At 62.2% G+C, this 17,529-nt stretch carries 15 protein-coding genes; 9 read left to right on the top strand and 6 right to left on the bottom strand.

Annotated elements, in window-relative coordinates; translation table 11 throughout:
• Positions 1–23: 23 nt before the first annotated feature.
• Positions 24–1,007, bottom strand: coding sequence for a CobW family GTP-binding protein (locus AC3D25_RS18705; protein ID WP_488889953.1), 984 nt, complete (start codon positions 1,005–1,007; stop codon positions 24–26).
• Positions 1,008–1,634: 627 nt separating this feature from the next.
• On the opposite strand from AC3D25_RS18705, the gene AC3D25_RS18700 reads away from it, so the two are divergent.
• Both AC3D25_RS18700 and AC3D25_RS18695 read left to right on the top strand, forming a co-directional pair.
• Positions 1,635–1,811: a hypothetical protein gene (locus AC3D25_RS18700; protein WP_488889952.1), complete on the top strand. Its 177-nt coding sequence runs from the start codon at positions 1,635–1,637 to the stop codon at positions 1,809–1,811.
• Positions 1,812–2,606: 795 nt separating this feature from the next.
• Complete coding sequence (locus AC3D25_RS18695) at positions 2,607–4,472, top strand: hypothetical protein (RefSeq protein ID WP_488890463.1); 1,866 nt, start codon at positions 2,607–2,609, stop codon at positions 4,470–4,472.
• A gap of 293 nt (positions 4,473–4,765) precedes the next feature.
• On the opposite strand, the gene AC3D25_RS18690 is transcribed toward AC3D25_RS18695, so the two are convergent.
• On the bottom strand, positions 4,766–6,274 hold the full coding sequence (locus AC3D25_RS18690; RefSeq protein ID WP_488889951.1) for an MmgE/PrpD family protein: 1,509 nt from the start codon (positions 6,272–6,274) through the stop codon (positions 4,766–4,768).
• 31 nt (positions 6,275–6,305) lie between these two features.
• Positions 6,306–7,793 carry an MmgE/PrpD family protein gene (locus AC3D25_RS18685; RefSeq protein WP_488889950.1) on the bottom strand — a complete coding sequence of 496 codons (1,488 nt, stop codon included), beginning with the start codon at positions 7,791–7,793 and terminating at the stop codon, positions 6,306–6,308.
• A 114-nt stretch (positions 7,794–7,907) separates the two neighbouring features.
• Here AC3D25_RS18685 and AC3D25_RS18680 point away from each other — a divergent pair, with 114 nt between their 5' ends.
• The 3 genes from AC3D25_RS18680 (at position 7,908) to AC3D25_RS18670 (ending at position 10,304) form a co-directional block, all read left to right on the top strand.
• Complete coding sequence (locus tag AC3D25_RS18680) at positions 7,908–8,594, top strand: GntR family transcriptional regulator (RefSeq protein ID WP_488889949.1); 687 nt, start codon at positions 7,908–7,910, stop codon at positions 8,592–8,594.
• 277 nt (positions 8,595–8,871) lie between these two features.
• Positions 8,872–9,486 (top strand): O-methyltransferase, encoded by a 615-nt coding sequence (locus tag AC3D25_RS18675; RefSeq protein WP_488889948.1) that lies wholly within the window; start codon positions 8,872–8,874, stop codon positions 9,484–9,486.
• Between the two features lie 374 nt (positions 9,487–9,860).
• Positions 9,861–10,304 (top strand): DUF2934 domain-containing protein, encoded by a 444-nt coding sequence (locus tag AC3D25_RS18670; protein WP_488889947.1) that lies wholly within the window; start codon positions 9,861–9,863, stop codon positions 10,302–10,304.
• Positions 10,305–10,397: 93 nt separating this feature from the next.
• On the opposite strand, the gene AC3D25_RS18665 is transcribed toward AC3D25_RS18670, so the two are convergent.
• The 3 genes from AC3D25_RS18665 to AC3D25_RS18655 form a co-directional block, all read right to left on the bottom strand.
• Complete coding sequence (locus AC3D25_RS18665) at positions 10,398–10,685, bottom strand: FAD-dependent oxidoreductase (protein ID WP_488889946.1); 288 nt, start codon at positions 10,683–10,685, stop codon at positions 10,398–10,400.
• Between the two features lie 123 nt (positions 10,686–10,808).
• A complete protein-coding gene (locus tag AC3D25_RS18660) occupies positions 10,809–11,153 on the bottom strand; it encodes a DUF3088 domain-containing protein (RefSeq protein WP_488889945.1) in 345 nt (114 codons plus the stop codon).
• Between the two features lie 191 nt (positions 11,154–11,344).
• Positions 11,345–12,724 (bottom strand): LLM class flavin-dependent oxidoreductase, encoded by a 1,380-nt coding sequence (locus tag AC3D25_RS18655; protein WP_488889944.1) that lies wholly within the window; start codon positions 12,722–12,724, stop codon positions 11,345–11,347.
• Between the two features lie 246 nt (positions 12,725–12,970).
• On the opposite strand from AC3D25_RS18655, the gene AC3D25_RS18650 reads away from it, so the two are divergent.
• The 4 genes from AC3D25_RS18650 to AC3D25_RS18635 are packed head-to-tail and all read left to right on the top strand — an operon-like array spanning position 12,971 to position 17,528.
• Positions 12,971–13,999 (top strand): sugar ABC transporter substrate-binding protein, encoded by a 1,029-nt coding sequence (locus AC3D25_RS18650; RefSeq protein ID WP_488889943.1) that lies wholly within the window; start codon positions 12,971–12,973, stop codon positions 13,997–13,999.
• Positions 13,989–15,527: a sugar ABC transporter ATP-binding protein gene (locus AC3D25_RS18645; protein ID WP_488889942.1), complete on the top strand. Its 1,539-nt coding sequence runs from the start codon at positions 13,989–13,991 to the stop codon at positions 15,525–15,527. The genes AC3D25_RS18650 and AC3D25_RS18645 overlap by 11 nt, the downstream gene beginning before the upstream one ends.
• Entirely contained in the window at positions 15,524–16,552 is a 1,029-nt protein-coding gene (locus AC3D25_RS18640; protein WP_488889941.1) for an ABC transporter permease, read from the top strand. The genes AC3D25_RS18645 and AC3D25_RS18640 overlap by 4 nt, the downstream gene beginning before the upstream one ends.
• The gene (locus AC3D25_RS18635) at positions 16,545–17,528 is read left to right on the top strand and encodes an ABC transporter permease (protein WP_488889940.1); all 984 of its coding nucleotides are present in this window, start codon (positions 16,545–16,547) and stop codon (positions 17,526–17,528) included. The genes AC3D25_RS18640 and AC3D25_RS18635 overlap by 8 nt, the downstream gene beginning before the upstream one ends.
• Position 17,529: the final 1 nt, after the last annotated feature.

Raw genomic sequence — 17,529 nt, 5'->3', positions numbered from 1 at the left:
AAACGCATGAGTCAAGGTGAGGCTTAGTTGTGCACGGCTTCGTCGATGCAAGCGAGCAGGCCTTCGTGCATGGCGGCTGCATCGATGCCGCGGCCGATCATGACGAAGCGGCTTTCGCGTGTTTCGTCGCGCGCCCAGGCCCGGCCGAAGCGCGTGTCCATCAGCATGTGTACGCTGTGGAAGTACAACCGGCGTCCTTCGCCGCGCATGTTGAGCACGCCCTTCACGCGCAGGAGTTGTTGTCCGTGCGTTTGCACGAGCTGATTGATCCAGCGGTTGAACCGGCTGGCGTCCACTTCGCCCGGCATGACGAATGCGCACGATGCGATGGAGTTGTCATGCTCGTGGTCGTGTGCGCCGTCATCCAGGAAGTCCGGCTCGATCGAAAGGAGGTTGTCGAGGGAGAAACTGCGCACGCCGAGGAGGGCGTTCACGTCGATGGCCGAGTGATGCGTGAATTCGAGCTTCGCCGTTGGATTGAGCGCGGCGATCGTGGCTGCCAGCGTCTCGCGTTGGACAGGCGTCGCGGCGTCGGTCTTGTTGATCACGATGCGATCGGCGAACACGATCTGCTCGCGCGCGATGTCGTCGTGCAGTTGCGTATGCACGTGACACGCGTCCACCACGGCCACCACGGCCTCAAGCTCGACGCGATCGCGCACGTCTGGGTCGGCGAGGAAAGTCTGTAGCACGGGCGCGGGGTCGGCGAGGCCCGAGGTCTCCACAATCAGCCGCTCAAGGCGGTCGCCGTAGCGCGTCAGCAGATCGCGCACGCCAGCCACCAGATCGGTGCGCACCGTGCAGCACACGCAACCATTATTGATTTCGATCACGGCTTCTTCGTCGGCGACGATCAACTGACCGTCGATGCCCACTTCACCGAATTCGTTCACGATGATGCCGATCTGCATCGGCCGCGTCGCGTCCAGGATGTGATTGACGAGCGTGGTTTTGCCCGCGCCGAGAAAACCGGTGATGACCGTGACGGGTATTTTTCCGAGTCGCATGAAGGGTGTCCTGAGCTGTCGTCGGGAGCGCCGGGCCGCGATGGCTTTCGCGCCGGGCCAACCGAAGGTGGACGTTCTTTAGCGACTTCCGGGCCGCATTCATGCCACTGTCTGAGTCGATGCCGTAATTGGCGGGATCTGTTGGGGTAGGTGGCCGGATTGGTTTAAAGCGGAAAAAACGGCCAACGCGAGGTTGCCATGATCCGGCGCGTCGAAGCGGGGCGCACGCAGCTTTGGGGCAAGGACTGCGCGCTATCGGTGCGAGGCGGGACCGCGAACGTGCATTTGCGGGCGCATGACGATGTGGTTGCGGAGGGCGTTGGGAGCGTGCAGGCGAGGCGCATTGGGATGCGCAACGTTGGAAACGTTCTCGCCGCGTCAGCCGATCCTCGTGACCCGTTCCGTCGTTCGCAAACACCGCCGTCGGTACACGCGGCGATTTGAAATAGACAGCAAGAACCGGGGTGCTTAAATCAACTTGCAGCCATAACCTGTCGATGAGATCGCACAGTAAACGGAAGCGGCGCGAAGGGCGATGCGCCCGAGCCGCGGGCATCTTTACGGGCGCGCGGGCCGCCGATTCCGTCATCGGCGCGGGTCGATTTTTCTCATTGAAAGGAGTTCACCATGTTGCCGTTTCTCTCGCTTCACGCGCTCGCAACTCAACGGGGCGATGGATTGCGCCCTGAACTTCTAGCCTTATTTGAACGCCATGCACGATCAGATACCAGTCTCTTTGCCATCATCGAACCTGTCGAAACAGAGTCCCTTTCCGAGATCGTGGACCACATTAGCAACAACTGAATCAATGAAGTTCGATTTTTCTTAGAAAGCTCGGTAACGCTTCGATACTTGAACAGCCGTGCCGGCAAATGCCGATGTTTTAGCGACAACGCGTGGGGTATGCAGGCGGTTGCCCTATCCACGACGTAAAGCGAGTCAGGAATTCACCGGTCCAGTTCAAAGGAACCCCTCAAATCGATGTGACACATCTCCTGCCTGGTCATTGATTTTGCGGGTGTCGCGACCGTGGCGCTGCGGAGCGTCTCGATCGCTTGCGTGATCGCTCGTGCCTGCTTTGCCCGTTCCGCGGCAGGGTGGCTAAAAGGCGCTGCGAGTTCATTACGGTGACGGGCGCGCGCACCGGACGAGCTGGCAACGAATTTCGCCGATCACCCGTCGCGCGGAGCCGCCTCCGGTGAGGGAATTCGGGAGATAACACACCACGGTCTCGCGCGTCGGCACGCCCGCGTACCAAGCGCGCAGCGCGGCGAGCGCATCGTGATCGGGCAGGTCGACAGGTTCCGAGCGCGCGCCGCCTCGTAAAGCGCCGGGCGCACGGCACCGGCCCGGCGAACTTGAGCGTCTGAAAGCCTCGAAAAGCCTTATAAAAGACGCGGTTTTCGACCATTCGTCCGAAGCGCTCGTTCCTTATGCTGGTGGCTGTTATTGCGCTGCGGCCCCGAGTCGCGCGCCCACGGTGAACAAGGAAGGGATGTGAATAAGAAACGGTCGGCCGGCGCGCTCAGCGCGGCCTTGTGCTTTTTTCTCGCCGCGTGCGGCGGATCTTCGTCGAAGAGTCAGTCAGGCGCGGTGTACATGGGACCGGTCGCGAACGCGTCGGTCGCCGTGTACGATGTTTCCGCCGACGGCACGATTTCCACGGCCGCGCGCGCGACGGCCACGACATCGAGCGACGGCACGTTCACGCTGCCGCGCATCGAGCATTTTCCCGTGCTGGTGCACGTGATCCACGGCGTCTACTCGGAAGAGGCGAACGGCGCGGCCGCCAAACTCGACGCGCTCGACGCCATCTATTTGTCAGCGCCCTCGCAAATGATCGTGTCGCCGTACTCGAACGCGGTCGTGACAGATGCGAAAGCGGCAGGCGGCCTCACCGCAAGCAATGTGAACGACGCGATTGCGCGGGTCTCCGCGTTTCTCGGCGATATCGACCCGCAGCAGACCGTCCCCGCGTTCGTCAGCGCGGGCGCGACCGGCGCCGTGACCGACGGTGCGAAGATGGCGTTCGGACTCGGCGCCGAGTCGGCAAGCCGCACCGTGAGCAATATCGACGTACAGGCGAGCACGGCCAACATCGTCGCGCAGGCGGCCAACGGCGACACGCTCGGCACGTGCAACGTGGGCGGCGGCAAGATTGCCGACGACGGAACGCTCGCCGCGCCCGTGTCGAACTGCGCAATCACGGCGGGCGCGAAAAGCTATGCGAAGAACACGCTCAACCGCTCGGGCATCGTCTCGCTCGCGATGATCGAGCCGTACACGCAAGGCGAGACTCAAACGGCCACGGCAAGCGCGGCGGCCTGTCCCGATCGTATCGCGTTGCTCGAACAGAATCGCGCGTTGTTTGCGGGCCGCCAGGACGCGGTTCAGGCCGCGCTCGGCAACGGCGTCACGCGCACCAACTGGGCCAATATCGCAACGAAGGGGTCATGGGGTCCGCATCCAACGGCGTATGGTGCGATCGACGTGCCGTCGTCGTGCACGGACACAGAAACCTTCCAGCGCGAATTCGTGATGGCGGCGGAGAACTACTGGGTGGACCAGAACGTGAACTACTGCCACCACCACGTACCGGGCTGGTTGCCGCCCGAGAAATACCGCAACGCGTCGTCGGGCAGCACCTCCGGCGGCAAGACCAATGGCATGACGTGCACCGCGATGCGTAATGCAAACGGCGCGCAGGCGACCCGCAAGACCGGGCCGTTCGCGGATGCCGATGTGAACTGGCACGGCGTGGATTGCTCGGATTTCACTTCGTGGGTGTACAACTTCTCCGGCATCGCGGCGAACCACATACAGAGCGCGATCGGCACGCAGGCGTGTTCGATCCTCAAGGAAGGGACGCAGGACGTGATTCAGCCGGGCGTGCTGCTCGACATCAACGCGAGCAACTGGAGCGCGATGGCGAATCTGTTGCGGCCCGGCGATTTGCTCTACATCCTCGCGGATACAGCGAGCGCAAATTCGACTTCGAGCGAACCGAGCTTCGGTTTGTCTCACGTGGTCACCTGGACCGGCAAGCATCTCAGCGAGTTGCAGGCGGGACCGGACGGCGCACGCTACGACCTCGACCGTATCGGTCAGCCGGATTCGCGGCTTGGCGGCGACTTCTATTCGTACTTTCCGGCCGGGTCCGCCAACCCCGGCACGCCTGGGAACGACCCTTGGATGATCATCGACAGCCATTACGCCGGACCCGCCTACCGGCCGTTCATCGGCTGGTATCAGCAGAGCCTGTCGAACGTTCGGCGCGTCATCGGTGCGGAAGCCGCGAAGGCCGATCCCGCTCTGCGCGACTATGTCATCGAGCAGATCGGTACGCCTTCGTCGAATGTGTACACGTTTGCCTCAAAGCATTCCGACGCGACGGCGACCGCAGGTTACCGCATGGTGTATCAGTACGACAGCGGTTCCTGCAACCGCGTGGGCACGCCGAACTGATGCCGCGTAGGGCTTGCCGTGTGTGTGCACGATGCATCCGGGCGTTTGCTCACGATCCCTTCACGACGCATACGGCAGGGAGATCGATCCGGCGCGCCGCCGCTCGACGTTCAGTCGACGGCGCGCGTTTTCGGTTCTTCGTCAGTCACGTGCGCAAGACCAGACGCAAACTGGACGCCATTTCAACGGACGAAGAAATAGTCCAGTCGGTTTATGGCGCAGGGTTCAAGCTTGTCCTTTGATTGAGTTGTGGACGACGACTCGTCTTCAGCCAAGACTTTCACTCAGCAGGACTAGACTCGAACCGCCGCTGTAGCGATATCCGCCGCGTTGTCCAGATGCTCGACGTGCCAGCATTCGTCCATTAGCGCGCGTGTCTGGCTCTGCGGGAGAATGCCTTCGGCGAGATCGGAGAATTTCTTTTCCAATTGCGCATCGCTCATTGGCACTTCGGTGCTGCCAATTGCATGCTGGATGAACTTGTGCAGCTTGCGTCCGTCTTTGAGCGTGATCGTCATATCGACCTGCTCCGGCTTGATCGACGGATCGACGATCGTGTTGACCTTTTCGCGTAACGCGATCGTTTGCGGATCGCGCACCTTGGCGTCGCTGAACTGTTTTTCTCCCGCCGCGCCGTCGATGATCGCGATGGCGACCGCATGATAGATGCTGAACTTGCCTTCGAGTCCGATCTGCGGCGTCTTCTTGCCCGTCAGTTCTATGACGAGCGGATGCACGCGCAGATCGATGCGTTCGATCTGATCGGCGCTCAGGTGGTTCTGGTCGCGCAGTTGGATGGCCGCATCGAGCGCCGGATGAATCACAATGCCGCATGCGAAGGGCTTGTACGTGTTGAGCGTCGATTCCCACCGCGTGCCGAGACCATCGGTAATCTCACGGTAGTCCTGTTTCGTGCTGATGGTGTTGGCCCATCCGCGCTTCGCTTCGATCATTCCGTCTGAACTCGTGTAGTCCTGATTCGCGAGGATCGCGGCGAACATGCCGTTCGCGGCCGCCCGTCCCGGATTGAAACTTTTGTTCATCGAGCCAAACGACTCGCGCAAACCCACCGGCTGCGATGCCGCCAGCCCGAGCGCCCAGACCGTTTGCTGCACGCTCAGATGCATGAGCTTGGCCATGGCGGCCGCCGAGCCGAATACGCCGCATGTCCCCGTGATGTGCCAACCGACGTCGTAATGGTTCGGGTACACGGCATTGCCGATGCGCAGTTCCGTCTCGACGCCGAGCACCAGCGCATTGAGGAAGTCGGCGCCCGAGACCGGGCGATACTGTGAGTACGCGAGGATGGCGGAAACGACCGGTCCGGCCGGGTGAATGATCGTCTTCAGATGGGTATCGTCGTAATCGAAGATGTGACTGCTGACGCCGTTGATGAACGCCGCGTTCATGATGTCGAAGCGCTCGGTCCGACCCAGCAGATTCGCCTGTGGCGGGCCCGAGAACGGCGTCAGCGCGCTTACCGCGCGATTCACCGTTTCATCGTGCGAGCCGCCGACCGCGACGCCCACCCAGTTCATGAGCGTACGCACGCCTTCCCGCCGTACGTTCGCAGGCAAATCCTTATAACTCGTCTTCTGGATGAATTCGGCAAGGATGCGCGTGACTTTCGGCGGACGCGCGTCGGCTTTGCCCGCAGGCGCGGACGCCGCAGGCGCGGACGCCGCAGACGACGCTGCTGACGTACCGTTGACTTGCGCAAACGCACCGGTTCCCGTGGTCGCCGATGCGAGCGCGCCCACTGCGCCTGTCTTGAGAAAATTGCGCCGGTCGATTGCAGTCATGTGTTCGTCTCCTCCGGTTTTTAAATGGGTGTCACGCGGTGATGAGCGGCCGAAGCTCGCGTACGTCGGCAAGCGTTTCCAGCCTTTCGATCTTTTCGATGAGCGCGCGGGTCCGGGCGGCGCCTAGCACCGGCGACATCAAATCGCGGGCTTTCGCGGCAACCGCTTCGCTCGACAGAGGATTCTCTTTCGTGCCGGGTGGAAAGCGCGTGAGATGGTCGACGGTGCGGCCATCGGTCAGCGTGACTTCGACCTTCGCGCCGCGCGGCGCTTCGGGATCGTGCAGAGCCGGGTCGGGCTGCACGGTGACCTTCGCTCGTTCACGGAGAATGGCCGGATCGTGCATCAGTGCAACGTCGTGGCTATCACGAAAGGAGACAGCGCCTTTGACGAGCGCGAGCGCCACGAGGTGTTGGCAGTTCACGTCGGGCATGGCGCTATCCCCGACAATGCCCTCCGCATCCGGCGGAATGCGCACGGTGATGCTGCGCACGTTTTCAGGCTTGAGTCCGTACTGCCGGCGCAACGCGAGCATTGCGTCCAGTGGTGACTGGATCGGATAGCCGACCGAGAAAGTTTTGATTGCCGTCTCGGTCACATAGAAACGCGTGCCGAGTTCGTCCAGCATCGCTTCCGGTGACGGCTTCGTCGAGAGTGCGATGAACAGATTGTGCGTTCCGTCGAGCACGTCGCGAACGCCGGTCATTCCCGATTCCACCATGCTCACCGCCATGAGGCCGTTGCGCGCGCCCATGCCGGCAAAGTCGAACGCCTTCTCAATGTGATCCTTGTCCTTCACCCAAGTCCACAAGCCCGACACCTGCTGCGCGGCATAGGAGATCGCGTATCGCATGCCGCTCTCATCGAGGCCTGCGAGAGCCGCTGCCGCACCCAGCGCGCCGAAGGTCGATGCCGTGCCTTCGGCGCTACGATGTGAACCGCGCACTAGGTCCGGACCGAGCGCCATCAGCAAACGGCACGCAAGGTCGTAGCCGAGCGCGACTGCGCGAATTATTGCGGCACCGCTTAGTGAATGATGTTCTGCCATGGCCCAGGCAGACGGCACGACCGAACTGCCGGGATGCGCCTTGGTGACCGGCTCGAAGTCGTCGGTTTCGTCGGAATGGGCGCACATCGCATTAGCGAGCGCGGCATTGACGATATTCGTCCGGATGCGTGTGCCGATGACACTTGCCTGCGGTGCGCCACCGAGTTCACGGACGTACTTCGCGGCGAGCATGCCGGGGCGCATGCGCGAGCCCGATACCATTGCCCCGAAGGTGTCGAGGATGCGATGCTTGCAGGCGAGCACGACGGGAGCGGGCAAGGTCATTGTGCGTGCCTGAACCATGTAGTGTGCAAGGCGCGCGGTGATGTGAGCGTCGGTGTCATGGGCGTCGGTCTCGCTAGCGGGTCCGCCAGCGCTCCATGCGACGCCCGTGCCACTCAGTGACAGCGCGGCGAGCGCGCCTGCCGATTGCAAAAGCCGGCGCCGCCGGCGAAATGGATGCGTGGGCATGAAGACGTCTCCTGAATGCCAACTGTCGACAGTTGGATTGCTTTTTGGGCGAAGCCAAGACTAAAGTACTTGCTTTGCGCTGCTTTATAAACCATACCATGCATTTCAACGTTCATGAATAGCAAAAGTGTCGACACAAGCGCTGCCGGGCGTGCAGATGAGTCGTCTCGGGTCGAGGAAATCATCGACTGGGTGGCACGCGGCATCATCGAAGGCCGGCTGGCGCCGGGTAGCGACTTGAACTCGGTCGAGCTTGCCAGGCGCTTCGATGTGAGCCGCACACCGGTACGGGAGGCGCTGTTCGTCCTGAGTAGGGAGGGACTGGTCGATTGGTCGCCTCGTAAGCGGCCGAGGGTGTCCGAAATCAGGCTCGAGGATGTGCGCGAGCTTTATCAACTGCGCGCGATTCTCTACGCGCAAATCGCTTGCACGATCGTCGAGCGGGCTACCGCGCAGGAGATCGCACGTTTATGGGACGCCCATCGCCGCCTGGCGGAGGCCGCAGTGCGAGGTGACGTTGATGCCTACTTTTGGGCTAACGTCGCGTTTCGAGACGAGGAACTGCACGTGTGCGGCAATGGTATTTTCAAGGAAGTACTCGATTCGATGCGGCTGCGCATCAATCGGCTTCGCCGGCTCAGCACGTCGCTGCCAGGACGCCTGCAGCGATCCTGCTCGGATCATCAGCGATTGTGCGAAGCCTATGTGGAGCGCGATAGCATGTTGGCCGCAGCGTTGAATCGCTCGATCGTGATCGGCGCGTTACACGCGATCGAGCAGGCTTGGCCGAACGATACGTGAAGCATTGAATTCAGATGGCTTCGCATTGCTCAAGGCGGCCGCGCGCTTCGCGCATCATCGATCGCTAGAGGACTACATCCCTGCATAGACGGCATGTGCCATCCAACACGGCGTAAGCGTCAGTAATGGTGAAGCGGGAGACGCGATGGAACGCGCGGGCATGCCAGATGTCACTTAAACATCAGGCTGCGATTGCTGATGAAGGTGACTCGATTGCACCCAACGTGCGAAGAGAAACTGGAGAATTGCATAACCACTCAAGACTTTGGGGGTACGGATGGACCAACTATTAGCGGACGTTTTTGAAGAATATGATGTGTTGCTCGCAGAGGAGCGAAGGAAGCGCGAGAGCGGCGAACTGATGGTGAGACGAGGCGAGCGAGACGAACGGATCCTTGCGGTCGGCCCGCAAACCGGTCGACTGATCAATCTTCTTGCCGGGAGCCTTCATAACCCTACGATCGTCGAGATCGGAACGTCGTACGGGTATTCGACCATGTGGCTTGCGGATGCGGCTCGCTCGAGTGGAGGCAAGGTCATCACAATGGAGATCGCCGACTACAAATCGGCGTTTGCGCAGCGAATGGCTGAAAAAGCCGAGCTCGCCCAATTCGTCGATTTTCGGGTCGGCAACGCGCTGCAAATCCTGGAGGAGCTAGATAGGAGTATCGACTTTGTACTCCTTGATCTGTGGAAGGAATTGTACGTTCCTTGTCTAGAGAGGTTCGCTCCTAAGCTGGAAGCGGGGGCAATTGTCGTGGCTGACAACATAACGCCTGACCGTGAGCACGCCGCAAACTACTGCCAAGCAATCCGCGTAATTCCCGGTATGTCCAGCTTTTCCGTTCCTATAGGCCAAGGATTGGAGCTAAGTCGGTATATGGCTTTTTGAGCGAGTGATCGTGATGCAAAGGATGAGCATCGGTGCCGCGGCTGCGTACATCGTTCTCGGCGCTGTCATCGGGCCGATGAAGGCTGCCCTGACCCACAACTTGCGAAAAAAATGGAGCAATATCCATTGCCAGCGTGCCAACCGCACCTCCGGACGACGTTGAGAATCAAAATTAACGGCGACAGTAGCACTTTGCGCATCAGCGGGTAGTGCAACCCCGCATGCCTGATATCGCAATCGAAGGCGCATTCAAGATGCAGTACTCGCGAGGGCAGCGCGGCTCAGCGACGCACCAACAAAATATTTGCTGAGTTGAGCGCTGTTCGGCAACCTGCTAATGTCGCTTTCATTCCAACTTTGGCACAGGAGCGACGATGCAGGATGTTCCATCCGCAGAAGACATTCGTTTTCGAGCGTACTTGCTATGGGAGGCGGCCGGCCGTCCGCATGGTCATGACGATGATTTTTGGCATCAAGCTGTGCGCCAACTCGAACAGGAGAGCGAGGAGCTGATGCAAAATGCCGCGTCGAAGGACGCGGTAAAGCAAAAGCCGCGCGACCCATCTCGCGCCAAGAAGAAAGCGCCTGTCAAAGTCTCGGCGCCAAAGAATAAGAAGACGCCTACCTCGAAGTCCGACGAGAAGCAATCGGCGGTTGCGACCGGCGTCGGGGCGAAAGGTCAGCGCGAGCGCAAGTCGTCGAAAGCGACGGTCGGCGAGAAATCGAAGGCTAGTCCGGGCGATACCGTTGCTAAGCCTGCAAAAACGCCGAAGCGGCCAAAGAAAACGGATACAACTGACGGACCGCCGAACCCTTAATAAGGCAAACGGAGATACCCGCTAAAGGTCAGAAGGCGATGATCAGCAAGGCAGTGTGGGGCGGCCGGATGGTCCGTCCAAGTCGCCGGCGATTCAACAGAAATTGCGACTGACCGTCAAACCGCCGAGCAGATGCTCGTGTCCGTCGGCATCGAGCATCGACATGCCCGTGAGCCGCGTGCGCAATTCGCGGGCGTCGTCGAGCAGTCCCATCGCGCCGACCACGTCCGGCGCGACGCCGCGAATATCCACGGCCTGTCCGCCCCGGCGCATCTCGGGGGCGCGTTCGACCAGCGTAGTGGCGTATCCCGCGCGGTCCAGCGAGTAAGCCACCGCCAGACCGGCGACACCGGCACCGGAGATCAGTACGCGTGCGCTCATGTCGATTCTCCTCGTTGCCCCTAAGAATCGAAATAATATGAGCTACGCTTATGTTTGGAAACTCGCGTTTGCGCGGTGTGAATCCGTCGACACAATGCACGCAACCCGCGACGACCCAATCTTTCAATGAACCTTCGGAAAACCATGGCGCTCGGCGAGCAGGTCGAGAATGCGTCGGCCATCGGTCACGAAGCGCTTCTCGCCAGCCGTGTGCGCATCGTCCGGTACGGGATATTCGTCGCCGAAGATCAGCACGGGCAGTCCCTGGTTCTGGTCGCCTAGCAATTTCACGACCGCCTCGCGCGGACGGGCAAACGGCAGACGCTTGATGTCGAGGCGCACCGCGCGCGACGGATCGCTTGCAAGCAGCCCTTCGACAGGCGCGCTATCCGGACAGATGAACACTTCGCCGGGGCGCTCGGGATCGGTAAATCCGCCTTCGAGCAAAAGAAGCAAGTCTCGACTCATCGCTACGGCCCTCCTTAGGACTGAATGCGCCATTCTCTCGATGGGCGTCCGGGTCGGCCACGAATAAATCCGCACATTCATATGCGCGGTCCAGCTATGCGAAAAACTCGCACCAGCCCGGTTCGAGACGACCATCGATAATGTCGTGCTGTGAAGGTCCGCTAAACGCCAGCCTGAACAGAAGCCGCGCACTACCGATCGATATCGGCCGGCTGGCCTCGATACGCCGCCGCTGGATGCCCGCCGCCCAATCGCGGTCCGCGCCCGAACAACTTGTCGCGAAACGTTCCCGGCGCGTAGTCGCGCTGGTATACGCCGCGTGTCTGCAACACCGGAACGACCAGATCGACAAAATCGCGGAAGCCCTGGTCCATCGCTGCATACGAGAGATTGAAGCCATCGACGCCGGTCTCCGCCGCCCAGCTTTGCAACGCGTCGGCGATCTCCTCCGGATCGCCCACCGAAACGGGACTGAGGCCGCCGATCGCTGTCCACTGCGCGATTTCACGCACGGTCCAGACCCGATCGGGATCGGCGGATGTCATCGCGTCGATCGCGGACTGAATCGCCTCGGTCTCGCGGTGCGTGAAAGGCGCGTCCAGCGGCGCCTTCGACAAATCGATGCCGGCCCAACCCGACATCAACGCAAGCGCGCCCTCGCCGGACGCGTAGCACCGGTATTCGTCGAGCTTTTCGAAGGCTTCCGTCCGTGTGATCCCGGTGATGACCGTATGTTCCGCGACGATCGGAATGCTCGCGGGATCGCGGCCGGCCTCGGCGAATGCGCTCCTGAGCTTACTCACCGTCTCTTTCAAAGCGGCTTTCGAAGGCGCGCCGACGAACACGCATTCCGCGTGCCGCGCGGCAAACGCGCGGCCTTGCCGCGACGCGCCGGCCTGATAGAGCACCGGCGTTCGCTGCGGCGACGGCTCGACCAGATGCGGCCCATCGACTGAAAAGTATTCGCCGCGATGCGCGATACGATGAACCCGCGACGGATCGACGAAGACGCCGCGTTGCGCATCGCGCATGAGCGCGTCCTCTTCCCAGCTTTGCTCCCAGAGCTTGTAGCAGACATCGAGGAATTCCTCGGCGCGTGCGTAGCGGCTGGCGTGGTCGAGTTGCCGATCGAGTCCAAAATTGCGGGCCGCGCTATCCGACGCCGACGTCACGACATTCCAGCCGATGCGCCCGTTCGAAAGATGATCGAGCGTGGAAAAGCGCCGGGCCAATGCAAAGGGCGCCTCGTAGGTCGTCGAGCAGGTCACGCCGAACGAGAGATGCCGCGTGGCCTGCGCCATCGCGCTCACGATGAGCAGTGGGTCGTGCAGCGGCACCTGAATGCCACCGCGCAGCGCCGCGTCCGGTGAGCCGCCGTACACATCGGACATGCCGAAGGTATCGGCGATGAACAACGCGTCGAAGCGGCCGAGCTCGAGGAGCGCCGCAAGCTCGGTCCAGTGCGCGAGGCTCGTGTGGCGATGCGATGTATCGCCGCTGCGTCGCCACGAGCCGGGGGAGAGATGGACGGGCGAGTTCATGACGAACGCGTTGAAAATGAGCCGCTGCATGGAAGGTCCCGTCAGGCTTTCAGTTGAGGACAGCCCGCTTTCGACAGGCACGCCGCCGCCATGTTAACAAGCGTGGACGTCAAATCCGGCTCGCGCCAAGCGAACAAATCCTGCATTGAAGATGAGCGCGTGGTCGCTTTTCTTAGCAAAGCGAGCCTTCGATTCTTAGCCGAAAATCGAATTAGCGATTAGCGAACGACATGCTAGTTTCTGGGTCCGCCCACCACTTATGCAGACCCATACGCTATGCCGAACAACATGCCGAACCGGCGCGCCGTCATTCCTCACGACACGCGCCACGCGATCAACCGAGGCGTCGTCGCGCTGCTGGCAAGCGTGTTCGCCGTTGCCGCGCTGGCCGCTCCGGCCGCCGACGATGTTCCTTCCCTGAAGGGCAAGAAGATCGGCATCACGGTCGCGGGCACGGAGCATTACTGGGACCTGAAGGCGTATCAAGGCCAGATCGATGAAGTCAAGCGGCTCGGCGGCACGCCGATCGCGCTCGATGGCGGCCGCAAGGACGCGCAGCAAATCGCACAGATCCAGACGCTGATCGCGCAGAAGCCCGATGCGATCATCGAGCAGCTCGGCACCGTCTCCGTCCTTGAGCCGTGGCTGAAGAAAATCCGCGCGGCGGGCATCCCGCTTTTCACCGTCGATACAGCGAGCCCTTCCAGTATCAACGTGACCACGTCGGATAACTTTTTTATCGGCGAGCAGCTCGCGCTCAAGCTCGTCAACGACCTGCACGGCGAAGGCAACATTCTCGTGTTCAACGGTTTCTACGGCGTGCCCGTCGTCGCGATGCGCTACGATCAACTGCATGCCGTGCTGAAGTGGTATCCGAAGATCAAGGTCATTCAGCCCGAATTGCGGGACGTCGTACCGAATACCGTGCAGGACGCTTACGCGCAAATCAGCCAGCTTCTGAACAAGTATCCGAAGGGTACCGTGCAGGCGATCTGGGCCGCGTGGGACGTGCCGCAGATCGGCGCCACGCAGGCAGTGGACGCGGCGCATCGCAACGAGATCAAGACCTATGCAGTCGATGGCAGCCCCGACGTCGTGGCGCTCGTGAAGAATCCGCAGTCGAGCGCGGCGGCAGTTGTCGCGCAGCAGCCGTATCTCATCGGCAAGACCGCCGTCGATAACGTCGCACGCTATCTCGCCGGCGACCGGTCGCTGCCGCCGGCCACCTACGTGCCGTCGATTCTCGTCACCAAGGAAAACGCCGCCGACATCCAGAAGACGCTGGGACAGACCGATGGCAAGTGACCAGATCGCCCTTGCGCTGCGCGGCATCTCGAAGCAGTTCAACGGGGTGCCCGCGTTGCGCGATGTGTCGCTGGCGCTCGGCGCAGGCAAGGTCACGGGATTGATCGGTCAGAACGGCGCGGGTAAATCCACGCTGATCAAAATTCTCGCAGGCATATATCGCTGCGATTCCGGCGAGATCGAAGTGCGCGGTGAAGCCGTATCGATCGCGACGCCCAACGATGCCCGCCGTCTCGGCATCGAAATCGTCCATCAGGACCGTCTTCTCGCACCGACGCTGACGGTGGCCGAAGCGCTGCTGATCGGCAACGAGCGGACCTTCGGGCTGCTGCCGGTCCTGCACGGTGCAAAAATGCGGCAGGTCGCGCACGCGGCGGTGAACGAGCATTTCGGGATCGATATCGATCCGGGGCGGCTCATTGCCGAGCTGACCGTCGCAGAGCAACAAGTCGTGCAGATGACGCGCGCCCTCATGAGTTCGCCGCGCGTGCTCGTCTTCGACGAACCTACCGCCGCGCTTGCGCGCCACGAGGCGGAGCGTCTCTTCTCGGCGATCCGTCGGCTGCGCGCACGCGGTCTCGCCATTCTCTATGTCTCGCATTATCTCGACGAAGTCCGGGCGCTTTGCGACAACGTTACCGTGCTGCGCGACGGCCGCGACGTCGCCCGCTTCGATATTCAAGCAACCTCGGCGCAGGAACTCGTTGCAGCGATGATCGGCGGCGCGGTGCAGACGCTTGCGCCCGCGTCCACCCGGTCTGCGGGCGCGCCGATCCTCGATGTCGCCAAGCTGAGCGCGCCGGGCCGCTTCGACGATGTGAGCTTCAACGTGCGGCGTGGAGAAATTGTCGGTGTGACGGGATTGATCGGATCAGGCGGCAAGGCGGTCGTGCAAAGTCTCTTCGGTCTCGAAGACGGTGTGCACGGAACGATCATGCTGGACGGTGCGCCATTTCTGCCGCGCAAACCGCAGGACGCCGTGCGTCGCGGCGTCGCGTTCGTGCCGGAAGACCGCCGCGCGCACGGCATTGCGCTCGATCTCTCGGTGCGCGAGAACCTGTCGCTCGCAAGCCTCGGTCGGCTCGTGCGACGGCTCGTGATCGACAGGGGGCGGGAGGATGCGCTCGTCAAGTCACGCATCGACGAACTTCAGGTGCGCGCGCCCGGCCCCGAAGCGCCCGCGCGGCATCTTTCCGGTGGCAACCAGCAGAAGGTCGTGCTCGCGAAATGGCTCAGCACCGAGGCCTCGCTGTATCTGCTCGACGAGCCCTCCGTTGGCGTCGATATCGGTGCGAAGGCGGAAATCTACCGCGTGCTCGACGGGCTCGCGGCTCAGGGCGCGGCCGTGCTGCTGTTCTCCACCGACCTCATCGAATTGCTGGGCATCACGGATCGCATTCTCGTGATGGCGCGCGGCGCGCTCGTCAAGGAGCTGGTCTCCACGACGACGACGCATCAGGAAATTCTCGGCTGGGCGACGGCCGCGGCAATGTCCAGCCAACCGAACGACGAAGCGGTGGCCCTATGAGCGAAGTCCGTAACTTATCGCCGCGCATCGGCGTTTTCGCCTCGTTCCGCGAGCAAGGCATGCCGCGATGGTGGCTGCGCAGCGGCGCGCTGATCGGGTTCGTCGTCGTGCTGGCCGTGTTCGCCACGACCTCGCCGCTGTTCCTCACGCCCGGCAACATCGCGAATATTTTGCAGCAATCGGCCGTCGTGGGAACGCTCGCGTTCGGATTGACACTGGTGCTGACCGCTGGCGGGACAGCGGGCATCACGGGCGGTATCGACCTCTCGATCGCAGCCAACCTCGGCTTCTGTGCGGCCGTCTTTTCGACGGCGCTTGCCGACGGGCTGACCGCGACTGCCGCGGTTGCGCTGACGCTTGCTGCCGGTACGGCCATCGGTGTGCTGAACGCGTTCGCGGTGGTGGTCCTTCGCATGCTGCCTTTGCTCGCCACACTGACGACGATGAACATCGCTGCCGGACTCGAACTCGTCGTCACGCGAAATTCAGCGGTCCCGGCGACGAACCCGCTGCTCGACGCGTTGCTCGCCGATGGCCCGTTCGGCGTGCCGAGCCTCGCGTACGCGTTCGTCGTGGTGGGCCTTGTGTTTCTCTGGCTCGGGCACTACACACGCTATGGCCTGCGTCTCCATGCGGCTGGCAGTCATCCGCTCGCAGCCCGTGCGGCGGGATTTCGCGTGAACGCATACGTCGCGTCGAGCTACGTGCTGTGCGGGCTGGCTGCGGGCATCGCGGCGCTGGGCTCCGCTGCGTTGCTGAGCGGCAGCGCGCCGGGCGCAGGGGACAATCTGCTCGCCGTCATCGCAGCCGCGTTACTGGGTGTGGTCTTTTCGAGGCGGCTCGTACCGACCATCGCCGGCACTGCGTTGAGCGTGGTCTTTCTGAGCGCGATCGCCAACGGGTTTCAGCTCGACGGCGTGTCGAGCTACTGGGTCAGCGGCGTCGAGGGCGCGCTGATTCTGCTAGTTGTGTCGCTTACCGCACTCCTTCGGCGTCGCAGTTTTGGAAGAAGCAATCATGCATGAGCGCGTCATCAAACCCTTCGCGTACGGCAGGGCAGTCGATCTCTGGACGCGCTACGCGCTCGGCACTACCTTCGCGCTCGCCATCGCGGCCTTCGCGTTGGCGGCGCCCACCTTTGCCACGCTATCGAATGTGGATAGCGTGCTGCTCAACTCGTTCGCGCCGCTCGCCATCGTCGCGCTCGCGATGACGGTCGTGGCGTCGCTCGGCGCGGTGGACTTGTCGGTGGGAACGGCGGTGGATCTGGCGAGCCTCGTGTTCGTCTCGCTCGTCGCGCGTCACGTCGATCTCCCGCTCGCCATCGCCGCCGCGCTGCTCGCCGCGCTGGGCGTCGGCCTCTTCAACGGCGTGCTGATCGCGCTGCTGGGCGTCGAGCCGTTTCTCGCGACGCTCGGCACGCTCTTCATAGGCCAGAGCATCCAGCAGCTCACAACCGATGGCGGGCAGCCGATCTATCTGCTGAATCAGGTTCTTCCGGCTGCGTTCTCGGCGCTCGGACACGGCCGCTTGTTCGGGATCGCGGCGCCGTTGTATCTGACCGTTGTGCTTGCCGTCGCGCTGCATCTGCTGCTCGCGCGTACGCGTCATGGCCGGGGCATCACGGTGCTCGGCGTGCAGGCCGGGGTCGCCCGGCACTCGGGATTGCCCGTCGCGATGCTGCTTTTTCTTGCGTTTGCGCTGAGCGCCGCGGTGTCGGGACTCGTCGGGCTGATTGTTTCGTCCAACGTGAAAGCCTATGTGCCGCTCGCGGGCAACGGCTATTTGCTCAACGCGATCGGAGCCACGTTCATCGGCGCGGCGCTTTCGTCGACGCGGCGCGCGAACGTGCCCGGCACGTTGCTCGGCGTGCTGATTCTGAGCTTCGCGGCGAACGGGCTGCTGCTGATTGGCTGGAATTTCTACTGGCAGCAGGTCGGGATCGGCGTGCTGATTTTTCTTGTGCTGGCGGCGGGGTCGTTGCGTCGATCAAGTGGTTGAA

This window comes from Caballeronia sp. SL1002 (genome assembly GCF_057814995.1).
This window is presented reverse-complemented; position numbering and strand designations above follow the sequence as displayed.